Genomic DNA, 15,523 nt, shown 5'->3' on the forward strand with positions numbered 1-15,523 from the left:
CATGGCTTCTTTTGAAGTAATAGGCGGCCGTACTCTACACGGCGAGATTATCCCACAGGGAGCAAAGAACGAGGCGCTGCAGATTCTGTGCGCCGTGCTTTTAACCGCTGAGCCGGTTATTATCTCCAATATTCCCAACATCAGGGATGTAAACAAGCTGATTGAGCTTCTAAGTGACATGGGTGTTCAGGTGGAGCAGACCGCGCCAGACACGTATATCTTCACCGCCGCAGACGTTAACCTTGATTACCTTACCTCAGATAAATTCATTGAGCAGGCCCGCGCCATCCGCGGATCAGTGATGATTCTGGGACCGATGTTGGCCCGCTACGGGGTTGCCAAACTGCCGAAACCTGGTGGAGACAAAATTGGGCGCCGCAGACTGGACACGCACTTCCTGGCCTTTGAGAAACTAGGCGCCAAGTTCACCTACGATGCCAACGACAGCTTCTACCACCTGGAAGGCAAAAACCTGAAAGGCACGTACATGCTGCTCGACGAGGCCTCCGTGACCGGAACCGCCAACATTGTGATGGCCGCCGTGCTGGCCGAAGGCATCACCACTATCTACAACGCCGCCTGCGAGCCGTACCTGCAGCAGCTTTGCAAAATGCTCAACCGCATGGGTGCCAAAATCAGCGGCATCGGGTCTAACCTGCTCATCATTGAGGGCGTGGAGAAACTGGGCGGCACCGAGCACCGCATGCTGCCAGACATGATCGAGATCGGATCTTTCATCGGCTTGGCCGGGATGACCGGTTCTGAGATCACCATCAAAGACGCGCAGATCCGTGAGTTGGGCCTAATCCCGGACACGTTCCGCCGCCTGGGCATCAAAATGGAATTCCACGGTGATGACATCTTCATCCCGGCGCAGGACCGCTATGAGATTGACACCTACATTGACGGCAGTATCCTGACCGTTTCTGACCATACTTGGCCAGGTTTCACCCCAGATTTGCTCAGCATCGCGCTGGTGGTGGCAACCCAAGCCAAAGGAACCGTGCTCATTCACCAGAAAATGTTTGAGAGCCGCCTGTTCTTCGTGGACAAACTCATTGACATGGGCGCGCAGATCATCCTCTGCGATCCGCACCGTGCCACCGTGATTGGCCATAACAGAGAGGTATCGCTGCGCGGTATTTCTATGACTTCTCCGGATATCAGAGCTGGGGTAGCCCTGCTCATCGCCGCGCTTTCCGCCGAAGGCCGCAGCGTGATCCACAACATTGAGCAAATTGACCGCGGGTACCAGAACATTGACGGTCGCCTGAACGCCTTGGGTGCCCAGATCAACCGTATCTAGTTCATTCAAGAAGCGGAGCAATCCGTTTTCAGCCCATAAATCAGAAAAGGAGCCTAAAACAGGTTCCTTTTCTGATTTATGGGCTGTTTTATTTAAAATGCATTTTTTTAGGCGTAGAACAGCTTATTGCCCGTTGCTTTTCAAAATTTTTACACAGGAAAATGGGCAGGCAAACGCTTCATCTGGTCTTTATATTGTTCTGTTTTGACGGGTTACCTTTTTGAGGCAGAAAGGATTAAGGTGAAAGATAAACCTATGAAAAAGAACCTCTCCCTTCTCTCCCTCCCCTTCTTGATGAGCCTTTCCGTGCTGTTCAGCGGGTGTGCGGCCAAAGAATCTGCGTCTGTCACAGAAGACGCAGTGCAGCAAGTCTCACCCGAAAGTGCCCCGGCAGCCGACAACGCCACGGCAGACAAATCAAAGCCTAAACAGGATCGCGTGATTCGGCAGGCCGAGGTGAAGTTCCAGGTGCAGGACTTGGCGGCCAGTACGCAGCGGGTTGAAGCTGCCGTGGACGAAATGGACGCTACCCTCGCCAACACCACCCAGCACCAGAGCGATGACGCCAAAACCACCAAGTTCGTCATCCGGGTGAAACCCGAGAACTTCAAACCGCTCCTGCGCCAGCTGCAGAAAGAGAGCGTGATATTGGACGAGCGCACCATCACCACCGAGGACGTAGGCATGGAGTATGTTGATCTAGAGGCTCGGAAGAAAGCAAAATTGGCCGTGGAGCAGCGGTTCATGGGTTTGTTGAAAGAAGCCAAGAACATCAAGCAGATCTTGGAGGTAGAGCGCGAGATACAGGTAGTGCGCGAGGAAATAGAAAGTGCCGAGGCCCGGCTGCGCTTTCTTCAGAACCAGACTTCTTACAGCACCATCAGGTTGGCCATGTACCAGGTGATTCCGGCGCCGGTGGTAGAGGAGCCGTCCTTTGTGACTAGACTGGTAGAGGCTATGAGCACGGGTTGGGAACTGTGGCTCTCCCTGATTGTGGGGTTGTGCTATATCTGGCCGGTTTGGCTGGTAGTGCTGGGCATTTTCATCTTCCTCCGGAAGCGGAATCTAGCCTAACCGTTTCACGCCTATTTTAAGCAAAAGGCTGCCAAAACATAATTTGGCGGCCTTTTGGTTGAGATGTGAGAAAAGATAAAATATTACTTACTGCTGATGCAACTATGCGCCCGGCGAAAGGGTCCTCCTCTTGTAAGCTCACCGTTAAACCCACCCTCCATGAACAAAACGTTACTTAAAACCACTTTCCTGGGCCTGGCAGGTTCCCTGCTGATGCTCACCAGCGCCTGTGAGAGCCAGGACCCTACCCCGGAAGACAATACCCCCAACCTCCGGCCGCTCACGGCTCAGGAAATAAAAACCGTGGCTGGCTCCAACGAGTTTGCCTATAAATCCTTCGCGCAGATAAGCCAGATGGAAGAAGGCAAAAACGTCTTTATCTCGCCGCTGAGTTTGAGCATGGCTCTCACCATGACCTACAATGGGGCCGCCAACGGCACCAAGGAAGCCATGAAACAAACGCTGGGCTTTGGGAATGCCTCTGACGAGGAAATCAACCAATCCTTTAAGAGCCTGTCTGAGTTATTGGTGGGCATAGACAAGAAAGTGGAATTCACCACGGCCAACTCCATCTGGCTCAACAACCAATATGAGTTGCTGGCCCCGTTTGTGACCACAAACCAGAACTACTTCCAGGCCACCGTGAAGCCGTTGGACTTTGCTTCGTCTGCCGCCAAAAACGAGATCAACAACTGGGTGAACGACAAAACTAAGGGCAAGATCAAAACCATTGTGGATCAGGTGACGCCAGACCATGTGCTCTTCCTCATCAACGCCATCTACTTCAAAGGCGCCTGGGCCAACCAGTTTGACAAACAACTGACGGCGTCCAGAACTTTCCGGTTAGAGAACGGGGGTACCATTTCGCACCCCTTCATGACCCTCCTGAAAGGTAAGTACCTCTTGTACCAGGATGCCTCTAAACAGGTTATTGACTTACCCTACGGAAACGGCCAGTACAGCATGACCATGATTGTGCCCTCGGGCCAGCGCACCGTTAAGGACCTGATGCCGGAGTTGTCCCACGCCAATGTCACGCAATGGCTAGACAAAGCCGACTCTTCTTCCCTGCAGCTGCAAATGCCCAAGTTCAAGCTGGAGTTGAAGTACGGCGATAACCTGAAAGAGACCTTGAAGAACCTGGGGATGGCCGTGGCCTTCACCGACCAGGCTGATTTCAGCAACATTAACAAAGGCGGCAATCTCAGTATCTCAGAGGTGAACCACAAGACCTTTGTGGAAGTGAACGAGGAGGGAACCGAAGCCGCGGCGGCGACCTCCGTTGGGATATACGTTACCTCGGTGCCGCTTTCCGTGACGATTGACAAACCCTTTGTTTTCCTCATCCGGGAGAAATCAACCAACGCCATCCTTTTCATCGGTAGACTGATGGAACCGAAGTAAAAGCCTTGCAGAGTTACTATAACCCAAAACAAAACCCCGTTTCAAAGCCGTTTTTCTAAAAATGGCTTTGAAACGGGGTTTATCTTTAGGTGGTTTGCTACAGAAAGCAAGATGCAATCCGCCACTCACTCACTCACTCACTCACTCACTCACTCACTCACTTCTTTCTCTTTCCGGCTGCCCCGGTACAACTCATATTTAAACAGGCGGCATTCAATGGGTCCGTTGTAGAGCGGAATACGGCGGGAAGGTTTTAGCCCGATGTGTTTGGCGGCTTCCAGGTTTCCGGTGAAGATGGCTGCATCCCAATCTTGGAAATTAGCTTTCAGCGTATCACCTATCATTTTGTAGAGGCCGTTGATCTCGCTTTCTTCGCCAATCCGTTCGCCGTAGGGTGGGTTCATGACAATAATCCCTTGGTCAGTGGGTTTTACCGCTTCCTTGAAGTCAAGTTCTTTGATGCGGACGTACTGCTCCAGTTCGGCGTACTCCAGGTTTTGGAAAGCGGCTTCCACAAAGTCAGGGTCCACGTCAGAGCCATAGATATCTACTTCCACCTCCAGGTCTTCTTTGGAGAGGGCATCCTGGTACACGCGTTTGTAGAGATCAGCCTCATAATCTGGCCAGCGCATGAAGCCGTAGTCGCGGCGGTACACGCCCGGCGCGATGTTATGGGCAATCATGGCCGCCTCAGCCAGGAACGTTCCCGAACCGCACATAGGGTCATACAGCGGCGTGCGCTTGTCCCAGCCGCTCAGCAGCAGAATACCGGCGGCCAGTACCTCGTTCAGCGGCGCCACGTTCGTCTGCTGGCGGTAGCCCCTGCGGTGCAAAGAGTCGCCCGAGGAGTCCAAGGCCAGCGACACGATGTTCTCGTGCATGTGAAGGTTGATCCTTACATCGGGGGTGGTCACGTCAATGTTAGGCCGCCGGCCGGTTTTCTCCCGGAACTGGTCCACAATGGCGTCTTTGGTCAGCTGCGATACATATAAGGAGTGCTCAAACGTGGACCGCGACACCACCGCATTGATGGCGAAGGTATCGTTCAAGCTCATGTACTTGTCCCAATCCAGTTCGCGCACCTTCATGTAGAGCTCTTTCTCGTCACGGGCCTTGAACTGGGCAAAAGGCTTCAGAATCCTGATGGCCGTGCGGCAGCAAAGGTTGGCCTGGTAGAGCAGGTACTGGTTTCCGCTGAAGGTAACGGCCCGCACGCCCGGTTTCACGTACTGCGCCCCCAGATCGCGGAGTTCCTGGGCCAGCACTTCTTCCAGACCCGCCAGGGTAGTTGCCGTCATATTGAAATTACCCGATGATTTTGCTTTGGCCATGGTGCGGAGCGTTGAGTGATGCTTCAGTTGAATGAGGGCGCAATTTCGGAAAAAAAGCAGGCACCACCGCAGAATTTGCTTTTATGGCTACTGCAATTTGTTTTTTTATCTTTTGTAATCTGGCCACTGGGCTTGGCAGACGGAAAAAACTTAAACTTTTAGGCTGGGATGGCTTACCGCACAGAGATAATTCTTAATATTGGTAATCAAGGAAAATCCTTCTAAACCTAGCTATGTCAAAAATCATGTCTTCGGCTTCTTCGCCTAGTCAGGTGCAAGCCCCCCAAACAAACTATACCCGGGCCATGGCCATTATCGGGGCGCTGTTCTTTGTTTTCGGGTTTGTGACCTGGCTCAACTCCGTCCTGATTCCCTATTTAAAGATCGCGTGCGAACTCACCAACTTTGCGTCTTACCTAGTGGCTTTCGCGTTTTACATCGCTTATCTGGTGATGGGGGTACCGGCGGCCTGGCTTTTGAAGAGAACCGGCTATAAAAAAGGCATGTCCGTGGGGCTGCTCATCATTGCGGCGGGCGCTTTGCTCTTTATTCCGGCGGCCATGACGCGCACCTACGCGCTCTTTCTGTTGGGTTTGTTTGTCCAGGGAACCGGGTTAACGGTGCTGCAAGCGGCGGTGAACCCTTATATCTCCATCATCGGGCCTCCCGAGAGTGCCGCCAAAAGGATCAGTATCATGGGTATCTGCAACAAAATGGCGGGTTCAGCGGCTCCTTTCATCTTGGGCAGTATTGTGTTGGCCGGCGCCGATGAATTAGTGGCCAGCCTAGCCACCATGAATGCAGCCCAGAAAGCCGCCGAGTTGGATGCCCTTGCCTCCCGTGTGATCACGCCTTACCTGGTGATCATGTCTGTGCTGATTGCCTTATCGGTGTTCACGTACTTCTCGGGCCTGCCTGAGGTAGACACGGACCAGGAAAGCGAAACCGTGGCCGCTGCCAACACCGGAAAATCCACCGTGTTCCAGTTCCCCCATTTAGTCATTGGGGTGATTAGCTTGTTCCTCTACGTGGGCGTAGAAGTGATGGCCGGTGACACCGTGATCAGCTACGCTGCCAGCCAAGGTATTCCGCTGTCCGATGCCTCCCGATACACCACCTATACGTTGTGGGCCATGATTTCTGGTTACGTGATAGGCATCATTGCAATCCCTAAATTCATCAGTCAACACAAGGCGCTTCAGATCTGTGCTGTTTTAGGCGTGATTTTCACGTTAATGGCCATTTTCACCGAGGGAAATATTTCCGTATTCAGCATCTCATTGCTGGGCTTGGCTAACTCCCTGATGTGGCCCGCCATTTTCCCGCTGGCCATCGCCGATCTGGGACGGTTCACTAAAATTGGGTCCTCGCTCCTAATCATGGGGATTGCCGGGGGCGCCTTGCTGCCGCTTCTGTACGGTTTCCTGGTAGATGTCCTGAACCCGCAAAGTGCTTACTGGATGATGATTCCTTGCTACCTGTTCATCTGGTATTTCGCGGCGCTGGGCTATAAAATCAGGACCAGATAGCCAATCGTTGATTTACGGCCGATTTTAGGAAATCAGGCCATAAACAGGAAAGCCACCTCTGACCGGGGTGGCTTTTCTATTGCCATCTTCCGCTGATGGTTTCTGTATTCATTTCCGTACTTTTGCGCGTACATTCCAATGTCAGCCCATGAAAATTGAACGCGACGCCTCGCTGCAGCCTTACAACACTTTCGGAATAGACGCAAAAGCCACCCTGCTGGCCGAGTTCACCTCGGTAGAGGAACTGCGGGAACTCCTCCAAAACCCCGAGGTACAAGCTTTGCCCAAGTTGATTTTGGGCGGCGGAAGCAACGTGCTTTTCACTCAGAATGTAGAAGCAACTGTGCTGTTGAACCGCATTAAGGGCATCACCCAAACCCCGGAACCAGACGAAAAACACGTGTTGGTGACCTCGGGCAGCGGCGAGACCTGGCACGAGCTGGTGCTGTACACGCTGGAAAATGACCTGGGCGGCATTGAGAACCTGTCGCTGATTCCGGGTACGGTGGGTGCCGCTCCGCTGCAGAACATTGGCGCCTATGGCGTGGAGTTGAAAGACACCTTTGTTTCTTTGGAGGCTCTGGAAATGGCCACCGGCAACGTGGTGACGTTCAACAAGGAGCAATGCGGCTTTGGGTACCGCGAGAGTGTGTTCAAGAAAGAAGCGAAAGGCCAGTACATTGTCACTTCGGTTACCCTCCGGCTCACGAAAGAGCATACGTTTAACACTTCCTACGGCGCTATCCAAGACACGCTGGCGCAGCAGCAAGTAAGGGATCTGAGTTTGAGAGCCATCAGTGAGGCCGTGTGCCACATCAGGAGAAGCAAACTCCCGGATCCTACCCAGATTGGGAATGCAGGCTCCTTTTTTAAAAACCCCGAGATTGCCCAGTCCATGTTTGAGATGCTGCGCGCCCAATATCCCGGCATCCCGGGCTACCCGGTAAGCCCCGAGACGGTGAAAGTGCCGGCCGGTTGGTTGATTGAGCAGTGCGGCTGGAAAGGGAAAGTGCTGGGCAACCACGGCGTCCACAAAGACCAGGCCTTGGTACTGGTGAACTACGGTGGCGCCGCCGGCAACGACGTGAAGGCCTTGGCCTACGAGATCATCAACTCCGTGGAGGAGAAGTTCGGCATCACGCTTACCCCGGAGGTGAACATCATTTAAGGTGTTTGCAGTTTTTTAACTCTGCAAGAGTAAACCGTTACAATGTAATGGCGCTACAGTTTACCAGATAATGTAGCGACGTTACACCGTAACGTCGTTCACGGTACATCATACAAAAAAGGGGAGCTAGTAAAAACTGGCTCCCCTTTGCTTTAGATATGTTTCAAGCCTGTTTTCAGAAATTCAGGCCTAAAATAGGTTACTTCAGTACGATGATGGATACCCCATCCCCGCCGCGCTCAATGTGTTCATCGGCGACGCTGGCCACTTCCCGCAGGGTGCGCACGTAATCCCGGATGATCTGCTTGAGGATACCGTTTCCGCGGCCGTGGATGATCTTCACCTCAGGCATGCCCAGCATGATGGCATCGTCCATGAAGTTCATAACCGTGGTCAGGGCTTCCTCCGCGCGTTGGCCGCGTACGTCCAAGTTGTACTGGAAATCAGCCATGCGTTGGGTAACGTCCAGACCTTTGGAAGGTGCGGTGGCCGTGGCCAGTTCCTTCTCTTTCTTGGCCTTCTCGCGTACCACGTTCGGGTCAGGGCGTTCCAGTTTCTCCAGCTTCACAATGGTTTTAAGCCCGCCAAAACTCACTTCCGCCGTTTTGCCTTTGATCGCCAACAGTTCCCCCACCGAGTCCTGCCCGATCAAGGCTACCCGCTCGCCCGGCTGTAATGGGCCGGTTGGTACTGAGCCGTTGCGCTTGAAAACTGGTTTCGGTTCTGGCGTGAGTTTCTCTTTGAACGTCTCCAATTGCTGACGCGCCGCTTTGGTTTGCTCCTTATCGGCTTGGCTGCGCTTGATCTGCTCAATGGTGCTCTCAATCTGCTGGTTCGCGTCTTTCAAGAGCAACTTTGCTTGGCCTTTGGCAGTCCGGATGATGTCCTGCTTACTTTCCTCCAGGTGCTGTTTCAAGGCGGTGTATTCCTCCACCTGTTTCTGCAACTTACGTTCGTGTTTGGCCACGGCGGCATTCTTGCGCTCCAGGTCGGTTTTCTCCTGCTCCAGTTGTTCCAGCAGTTTGTCGTAGCGAATCTTCTCCTTCCCTACCAGCGTACCGGCCTTTTCAATGATGTTCTTCGGCAAGCCGATCTTGCGGGCGATCTCCAGCGCGAAGGAAGAACCCGGCTTTCCTATTTCCAGTTGGTACAGCGGCTGCAGCTCGGCAGGGTTATAGCGCATGGCACCGTTCACAATGCCTTCGTTTTTCTCGGCGAAGTTCTTCAGGTTGGTGTAGTGGGTGGTGATCACGCCAAACACCTTTTGCTGGTGCAACTGCCCCAACACGGCTTCGGCAATGGCCCCACCTAGGACCGGCTCCGTACCGGTACCGAACTCGTCAATGAGCACCAACGATTTCTTATCCGCGAGCAGCACAAACTGCTTCATGTTCTGCAAGTGCGAGCTGTAGGTACTCAGGTCATTCTCAATGGATTGCTCATCGCCCATGTCCAGGAAAACGTCCCCGAACAAACCGGCCTCAGACCCTTCATCCACCGGAATCAACAAACCGCACTGCAGCATGTACTGCAACAGACCAGCCGTTTTCATGGCCACCGATTTACCCCCGGCGTTAGGTCCTGAGATCAGCAGGATGCGCTGCTCCTGGTCCAGATCCAGCGACAAAGGCACGGCTTTCTTGCCTTGTGCCTGCAAGGTCAGGTGCAGAATAGGGTGACGCGCGTTCTTCCACCTCATCACCGGGCGCTTGTGCAGCTCCGGCATGATGGCGCCCAGTTTGTTCGCCACCACAGATTTGGCCCGGATAAAGTCCAGCAAAGCCAGAAATTGGTAAGCTTTGCGCAAACCTGGTAAATGGTGGCGCACCTGGTTGGTGACCGCGGTCAACAAACGGATCAACTCGCGGTGGTAGGCGTTCTCCAGGTCTTTGATGTCGTTGTTGAGCTCGAATACGCTCTCCGGCTCCAGGTACACGGTTTGACCCGTGGCCGATTCATCGTGGATGAGGCCTTTGATGCGGCGCTTGTACTCGGCAATCACCGGGATCACCAAACGACCTCCTCTAATGGTAGGCTCCGCGTCACCGGGTGTCCAACCTTCGTTTTTGGCGTGGCGCAGGATGCTGCTGATAGTTTTTCTAAGCTGCGTCTGCTGGCCAATCAGGTCACGCTTCACGCGCTGCAGTTCCGGCGAGGCATCATCCTTTACATTGCCGTTGTCGTCTACCAGTTTCTCCAAAGCGGCGACCAAAGACCGGTCTACCTCCACCCCTTCGGTCAGGGCTTTCAGAGCAGGGTACTCGCCTTCCTCAGACTCCACAAAGAAGCCCAAAGCCTGGCGGATCGCCCGTAGCGACATCTTCACCTCAAACACCCCACGTACCTCCAGGAAGGCACCTTCCAAAGCGGCGCGGTTCAGGTGCTCCGTGACGTCAAAATAGTAGCTGGATGGAAAATCTTCCCCCGACCGCAGGATGTTGGCAAACTCATGGGTTTGCTGCAGCAGGCGCTGCACCAAGTCAAAGCGGTCCAGGAAGGATACCCGCTCCACGAATCTCCGCCCCAGTGGACTTAAACAGGCCTCAGATACCATTTCTCTGATTTGGCTGAAGCCTATCTTCTGTTCAAAATTTGATGGATATATCAAGTCTTTTCTTTTTCTAGTTTTATTTTCGTTTCAAGCCCAATTCTGCAAAAATAGCTTAAATACGGGATTGGTCAGGATTATAGAACATCGGCTACTCAATGTATGTTCCTTTAAGCCTTAAGAATTCTTCTAAGCTTATTTTGTTTAACATATTTAACAAGCCAAAGACACCAACCTCAAAACTTCTCCTCAATCCCCAGCCCAAATAAAGCGTAGTCGTACTTTACCGGATCAGTGGGGTCGAACTGGCGGAGGTTCTGGGTGAGTTCTTCGGCCATGGCCCAATCTGATTGCACACGTTGGATCAAGCCCAGCCGGCGAGAGACGCGCTGCACATGCATATCGCAGGGACAAACCAAATCCGCGGGCGACATGCGGTTCCAGATCCCGAAGTCCACGCCTTGTTCATCTTGCCGCACCATCCAGCGCAGGTACATATTGATTCGCTTACACGCTGATTTTTTGGCGGGCGTGGAAATGTGTTTTCGGGTGCGGTGCGGGGCCTCAGGCAGGGAGAACACCAAATTGTAGAAGTGCTCCAACCTGCCCTTTTGGAAAGAAATAGGTTCTGTAACGTCGCCCAGAAACGCTTGCTCCAGACTTTCATGCTGTTCATAGAACCACCGGAAAAAATACACCAGGTAGAGCAGATCGGTATCGTTGAAGGTGCGGTGTTTAAACCCCAATAAGTTTTTCAAGTCCTCGTCCTGGTGCTGGGTGATGAACTGGTACGGGGCGTTGTCCATGCGCTGCAGCAGTTCCCGGCATTTGTTGATGATGGTTTTCCGTTGACCCCAGGCCAGAATAGACGCAAAGAACCCCGCAATCTCAATGTCCTGTTTCTGGGTGAACAAATGCGGAATAGAAACCGGGTCGTGCGGGATAAAGTCTAGGGTGTTGTATTTCCGGTAGCGGTCTTCCAGCAGGTTTTCCAGTTGCGCAAATGAATAGGACATGGATTCGATAAAGGATAAGGAATTTAGAAGCAGAACAGAGACAGACAAGGTTTACAGCTTCTGCCAGAGATAAGTTGGTCTTGATTTTCTGGATCAAACTTGTTCTGTTTCCAGTCTATTTTCAATAAATCAGCTTAAAAACAGAAGAGGCAAAAGACGGAGCCCAAGTGGTTTCCGTTTTTTGCCTCTTTTGGTAAAAGGAGGAGAAAAGCGCTTACGGCATGTAGGATACTTCTACCCGGAAGCGTTTGTCAACGGCGCCAATCTGCTGGCAGGCTTTTCTGGAAAGCTTCACCACCACTTTGTCATTGTCGCCGGTGGCGGGCAGTTTTCCTATCACGCGCACGTACACGGTTTGGTCATTCATAGGGTTTTTCACCGCCATAATGGTTCCTACCGGGGCCGACTTGTGCAAAGCCAAAAATTTGTTCGCATCGGTGCGGGTTTCAATCTGCTCGGCCATGCCGCCCTCGTTTACCCGGGTCACGTACTCAGAAGTCTTAGAAGCCGGTTTGTCATCGTCGGCATCAGCTTTATCGGCTTTTTCGGCTTTGGCCGAGGCGGCGTTGTTCGTTCTGGACGAAGTGGCTACCGGGGTTGCTGGGCTGGAAGCCGGCGTGTTGGCGGCTTGCTTAGGCGTGGTCACTACGTCATCAGACTCAGGTACGTACACTTTGGCGTTGGCAGCGGCGCCGGCCGGGGCTTTTTCGCCGGTACCCACAATCAGTTTCTGGCCCACTTTCACGGTGGAGGCGGTGAGCTTGTTCCACTTCTTTATGTCGTCAATGCTAACCTCGTGCTGGTTCGCGATGGAGAACATGGTTTGGCGGGCTTGCACCGTGTGGATCTTGTTTCCTTTGGCGTCTACCTCGTAGGTGCGGTTGGCTGCCGGGCTGGCCACCGTCTCCGCAGGCTTGCTGGTAGTAGTAATGTTCGCGGCCGATGCCGTGCCGCCGCCGTTCGTGGGAATGAGAACCGTCTGGCCCACAATCAGGGCTTTGTTCACGTTTTTGTTCGCGGCCACAATCTTGTCCACGGCTACCGCATACTTGCGGGCCAGGCCGTAGAGGGTTTCGCCGGAGGTTACTTTATGGGTGATGTAGGTTTTTCCGTTCTGGATTTTAACCCCGGTTGAATCACGCGGGAACAACGTCTCAGCGGAGGCGGCGCCGTATGATACCATGAGACAACCCAAAACAAACACAAACTTCTTTAACATGGACTCTACTTCGTTTAATCAATTACAAACATAGGGGGAGTTCAAAACTTACCTATTTTCAGAGGTTTTCTGCCCCAGAGAATACGTTTCTCTACTTCAGAAAGGCGGCTCCTGGTTCTTAAACAGCGCGTTGAAAGGCTGAATGACCTCTCAAGAATCTGCTAAGAGGGTGTAAGTTACCAAAAAAACCGAAAACCTTCTGTCTTCCTTTTCCGTTTAGGGCTCCTCCCAAACTACCTTCTTCCCACTTTATACTGGAAAGACATTCCCTCTAATAACTGATTTTTGCCCTAAAACTGATATACCACCTTGTATTCCTCGTTCAATTTGAGCGCAGCTTCAAATTTGTTGCCAGTCTTAGGCGAGGTGAAACCTTTGATCTTGCCGGTCTTGCCTTTCAGGATCAGCGCCTGGATCTGGCTCTCAGATAACGTCTTGCCGTGCAGCTCAAACGGCACCATAAACTGGCACCCTTCCCTGAACCGGCTACAACCATAAGCGGTCTTTCCTTTGAGCATCTGGCCCTGGCTACACTTGGGGCAAATCATGACCACTGGCTTCTGCTCTTTGACTTGGGCCTTCTCCAGTTGCAGTTCATGCGCGGGCGACAACACAAAAGCGGCGTCATACTTCTCGCCGGAGACCTCGTCTACAAAGCCTTTCACCACCGGGCTTTTGCCCTTTTTCAAGAGCGCCTGCACCTGTTTCTCTCCCAAGGGTTTGCCCTGGAAGGTCATAGGCAGCCTGAACGTGCAACCCTCCCTGAAGCGGGCACAGCCGTAGGCTTGGCTTCCTTTCAAAATGGAACCGGTACTACAAGCCGGGCAAGTGCCTAATCCACCCGCGGGAGTTGGGGCGTTTTTAGCCTCTTTTTTTGGTTTCTCCCCTTTTTTGGCGGGCTCTTTCTCCGTGGCCTTGGCGGCAGTTTCGGTGGGCTGCAGGGTAACGGTCTTGTTGTCCTGCTTTACCTCCTGCACCATCTCCCACACCAGGCCTTTCAGTTCGCGCAGGAAATCATCGGCGGAAAACTCGCCGCCTTCAATCTGCCGAAGCTTTTTCTCCCACTGACCTGTCATCTCCGCGGACTTGAGGGTGGGGTTCTTGATGACCTGGATCAGGTCAATGCCCATCTGGGTGGGTAATATTTTCTTTTTCTCCTTCCGGATATAGTTGCGTTTGAACAGCGTCTCAATGATGGCAGCCCGGGTGGAAGGCCTCCCGATGCCGTTCTCCTTCAGCGCCTCCTTCAGCTCATCGTCTTCCACCTGTTTGCCGGCGGTTTCCATGGAGCGTAGAAGCGTGGCCTCCGTGAAGTCCTTGGGTGGGCTCGTGGATTTCCGCTCCAGCAAAGGTTCATGGGGGCCGCGCTCGCCGGCATCAAAGTGCGGCAGCACCGCCAGATCCTCTTCTTTCTCCTCGCCTTCGGCGGAGGATTTGGCCGCTGGTTTGGGAGCCGACGTATTTTCCTCGGGACCGTAGACCACACGCCAGCCGGGTTCCAGGATCTGCTTTCCTTTGGCCCGAAACGCGTGCTGCGCCGCCTCTCCGTTCACCACCGTGTTGCTCACGATACAGTCTGGGTAAAAAGCTGCGATAAACCGTTTGGCCACCACATCAAACACCTTCGCCTCGGTCCCGAACAGCCCTCTGGCCTCCGATCCCGTTGGGATGATGGCGTGGTGATCCGTGACTTTGTTGTTGTTGAAGACCTTCGCAGATTTCCTGATTTTCTTGCCCAACAGTTCCTGCGTAAGGTGCTGGTACCCGGTGAGGCCGCTCAGGATGCCGGGGATTTTGGAATAGATGTCATCGGGCAGGAAAGTGGTATCCACGCGCGGGTAGCTGACTACCTTTTTTTCGTAGAGGCTCTGCACCGTCTTGAGCGTTTCATCCGCTGACATCCCGAATTTATTGTTGCATTCCACCTGCAGCGAGGTCAAGTCAAAAAGCCGGGGCGCGCTCTCGGTGCCTTTCTTCGTCTCTACGTCCTTGATCTCGAACTCCGCGGGCCTGATCTGCTCCAGAATAGCCTGGGCTTTGGCCTCGTCTTTGAACCGGCCCGAGGTACTGCTGAAGGTGACCTCGCGGTACACGGTCTTCAGTTCCCAGAAAGGCTCAGACTTGAAGTTCTGGATCTCCAGGTGGCGGTGCACGATCATGGCCAGCGTAGGCGTCTGCACGCGGCCCAGGGAAAGCAACTGCCGCCCCTGCGCGTATTTCACGGTGAACAGGCGGGTGGCGTTGATACCCAGTAACCAGTCGCCTATGGCGCGGCTTTTGCCAGCCTGGTACAACTGGTCAAACTCGCGGCCATCGCGGAGTTGCGCGAATCCCTGCCGGATGGCTTCCTCGGTCAAAGAGGAAATCCAGAGGCGTTTGAAGGGTTTCCGGTATTTGGCCTGATGCAGCACCCAGCGCTGGATCACCTCCCCTTCCTGCCCGGCATCCCCGCAGTTGATGACTTCCTCGGCTTTGTCCAGCAAAGTTTGGATAACCTTGAATTGCTGCTCCACGCCCTTGTTGCTGATGAGTTTAATGTCAAAACGGTCTGGTACCAGGGGCAAGTCTGGCAGGTACCAGCGCTTCCAGTTGGGGTTATAATCATCTGGTTCGCAGAGCTGGCAAAAGTGCCCGAAGGTCCACGTGACCTGGTACCCGTTGCCCTCAAAATAGCCGTTCATCTTGGTTTTGGCACCAATCACATGGGCAATTTCACGGGCGACACTGGGTTTTTCGGCGATGCAGAGTTTCAAGGCTATTTATCAGAAATTGGGTCTAAAACAGTCTGCAAAGGTACGCAAATTAGGGGGCTATCCCAATTCTGGGCAAGCAGAACGCATATATCACTTTACCTATGTATTAAGATTTTATCACAACTCCATCGATTTCCTTTAACAATTACTTATCAACCAGTTATCCCCTCTGCCA

Annotated in this window: 10 protein-coding genes; 5 read left to right on the forward strand and 5 right to left on the reverse strand. The window is 53.2% G+C overall.

What is annotated here, in order from left to right; genetic code table 11:
- The first annotated feature begins 1 nt into the window (after nucleotide 1).
- From murA to FOA19_RS15575, 3 genes are all read left to right on the forward strand, one after another.
- On the forward strand, nucleotides 2–1,306 hold the full coding sequence (murA, locus tag FOA19_RS15565; protein WP_149091695.1) for a UDP-N-acetylglucosamine 1-carboxyvinyltransferase: 1,305 nt from the start codon (nucleotides 2–4) through the stop codon (nucleotides 1,304–1,306).
- A 255-nt stretch (nucleotides 1,307–1,561) separates the two neighbouring features.
- Nucleotides 1,562–2,380 carry a DUF4349 domain-containing protein gene (locus tag FOA19_RS15570; RefSeq protein ID WP_149091696.1) on the forward strand — a complete coding sequence of 273 codons (819 nt, stop codon included), beginning with the start codon at nucleotides 1,562–1,564 and terminating at the stop codon, nucleotides 2,378–2,380.
- 159 nt (nucleotides 2,381–2,539) lie between these two features.
- Nucleotides 2,540–3,784: a serpin family protein gene (locus FOA19_RS15575; RefSeq protein ID WP_190300422.1), complete on the forward strand. Its 1,245-nt coding sequence runs from the start codon at nucleotides 2,540–2,542 to the stop codon at nucleotides 3,782–3,784.
- A gap of 149 nt (nucleotides 3,785–3,933) precedes the next feature.
- On the opposite strand, the gene FOA19_RS15580 is transcribed toward FOA19_RS15575, so the two are convergent.
- Nucleotides 3,934–5,115: a THUMP domain-containing class I SAM-dependent RNA methyltransferase gene (locus FOA19_RS15580; RefSeq protein WP_149091698.1), complete on the reverse strand. Its 1,182-nt coding sequence runs from the start codon at nucleotides 5,113–5,115 to the stop codon at nucleotides 3,934–3,936.
- A gap of 233 nt (nucleotides 5,116–5,348) precedes the next feature.
- Here FOA19_RS15580 and FOA19_RS15585 point away from each other — a divergent pair, with 233 nt between their 5' ends.
- Complete coding sequence (locus FOA19_RS15585) at nucleotides 5,349–6,644, forward strand: sugar MFS transporter (protein WP_149091699.1); 1,296 nt, start codon at nucleotides 5,349–5,351, stop codon at nucleotides 6,642–6,644.
- A gap of 148 nt (nucleotides 6,645–6,792) precedes the next feature.
- Nucleotides 6,793–7,812 carry a UDP-N-acetylmuramate dehydrogenase gene (murB, locus tag FOA19_RS15590; RefSeq protein ID WP_149091700.1) on the forward strand — a complete coding sequence of 340 codons (1,020 nt, stop codon included), beginning with the start codon at nucleotides 6,793–6,795 and terminating at the stop codon, nucleotides 7,810–7,812.
- Nucleotides 7,813–8,011: 199 nt separating this feature from the next.
- Here murB and FOA19_RS15595 read toward each other — a convergent pair whose 3' ends face one another.
- The 4 genes from FOA19_RS15595 to FOA19_RS15610 all read right to left on the reverse strand — a co-directional run bounded on the left by FOA19_RS15595 (nucleotide 8,012) and on the right by FOA19_RS15610 (nucleotide 15,348).
- Nucleotides 8,012–10,420: an endonuclease MutS2 gene (locus FOA19_RS15595; RefSeq protein WP_149091701.1), complete on the reverse strand. Its 2,409-nt coding sequence runs from the start codon at nucleotides 10,418–10,420 to the stop codon at nucleotides 8,012–8,014.
- Between the two features lie 176 nt (nucleotides 10,421–10,596).
- Nucleotides 10,597–11,376 (reverse strand): TIGR02757 family protein, encoded by a 780-nt coding sequence (locus FOA19_RS15600; protein ID WP_149091702.1) that lies wholly within the window; start codon nucleotides 11,374–11,376, stop codon nucleotides 10,597–10,599.
- A 214-nt stretch (nucleotides 11,377–11,590) separates the two neighbouring features.
- A complete protein-coding gene (locus FOA19_RS15605; RefSeq protein WP_149091703.1) occupies nucleotides 11,591–12,595 on the reverse strand; it encodes a septal ring lytic transglycosylase RlpA family protein in 1,005 nt (334 codons plus the stop codon).
- Between the two features lie 290 nt (nucleotides 12,596–12,885).
- On the reverse strand, nucleotides 12,886–15,348 hold the full coding sequence (locus tag FOA19_RS15610; protein WP_149091704.1) for a type IA DNA topoisomerase: 2,463 nt from the start codon (nucleotides 15,346–15,348) through the stop codon (nucleotides 12,886–12,888).
- Between the last annotated feature and the right edge of the window lie 175 nt (nucleotides 15,349–15,523).

The sequence above is a fragment of the Rufibacter hautae genome (assembly GCF_008271695.1).
Classification (GTDB): Bacteria; Bacteroidota; Bacteroidia; order Cytophagales; family Hymenobacteraceae; genus Nibribacter; species Nibribacter hautae.

What these genes read in the sequence shown, in the direction of transcription:
- murA (WP_149091695.1), top strand. Translation starts at nt 2, where the DNA reads ATGGCTTCTTTTGAAGTAATAGGCGGCCGTACTCTACACGGCGAGATT.
- FOA19_RS15570 (WP_149091696.1), top strand. Translation starts at nt 1,562, where the DNA reads ATGAAAAAGAACCTCTCCCTTCTCTCCCTCCCCTTCTTGATGAGCCTT.
- FOA19_RS15575 (WP_190300422.1), top strand. Translation starts at nt 2,540, where the DNA reads ATGAACAAAACGTTACTTAAAACCACTTTCCTGGGCCTGGCAGGTTCC.
- FOA19_RS15580 (WP_149091698.1), bottom strand. Translation starts at nt 5,115, where the DNA reads ATGGCCAAAGCAAAATCATCGGGTAATTTCAATATGACGGCAACTACC.
- FOA19_RS15585 (WP_149091699.1), top strand. Translation starts at nt 5,349, where the DNA reads ATGTCAAAAATCATGTCTTCGGCTTCTTCGCCTAGTCAGGTGCAAGCC.
- murB (WP_149091700.1), top strand. Translation starts at nt 6,793, where the DNA reads ATGAAAATTGAACGCGACGCCTCGCTGCAGCCTTACAACACTTTCGGA.
- FOA19_RS15600 (WP_149091702.1), bottom strand. Translation starts at nt 11,376, where the DNA reads ATGTCCTATTCATTTGCGCAACTGGAAAACCTGCTGGAAGACCGCTAC.
- FOA19_RS15605 (WP_149091703.1), bottom strand. Translation starts at nt 12,595, where the DNA reads ATGTTAAAGAAGTTTGTGTTTGTTTTGGGTTGTCTCATGGTATCATAC.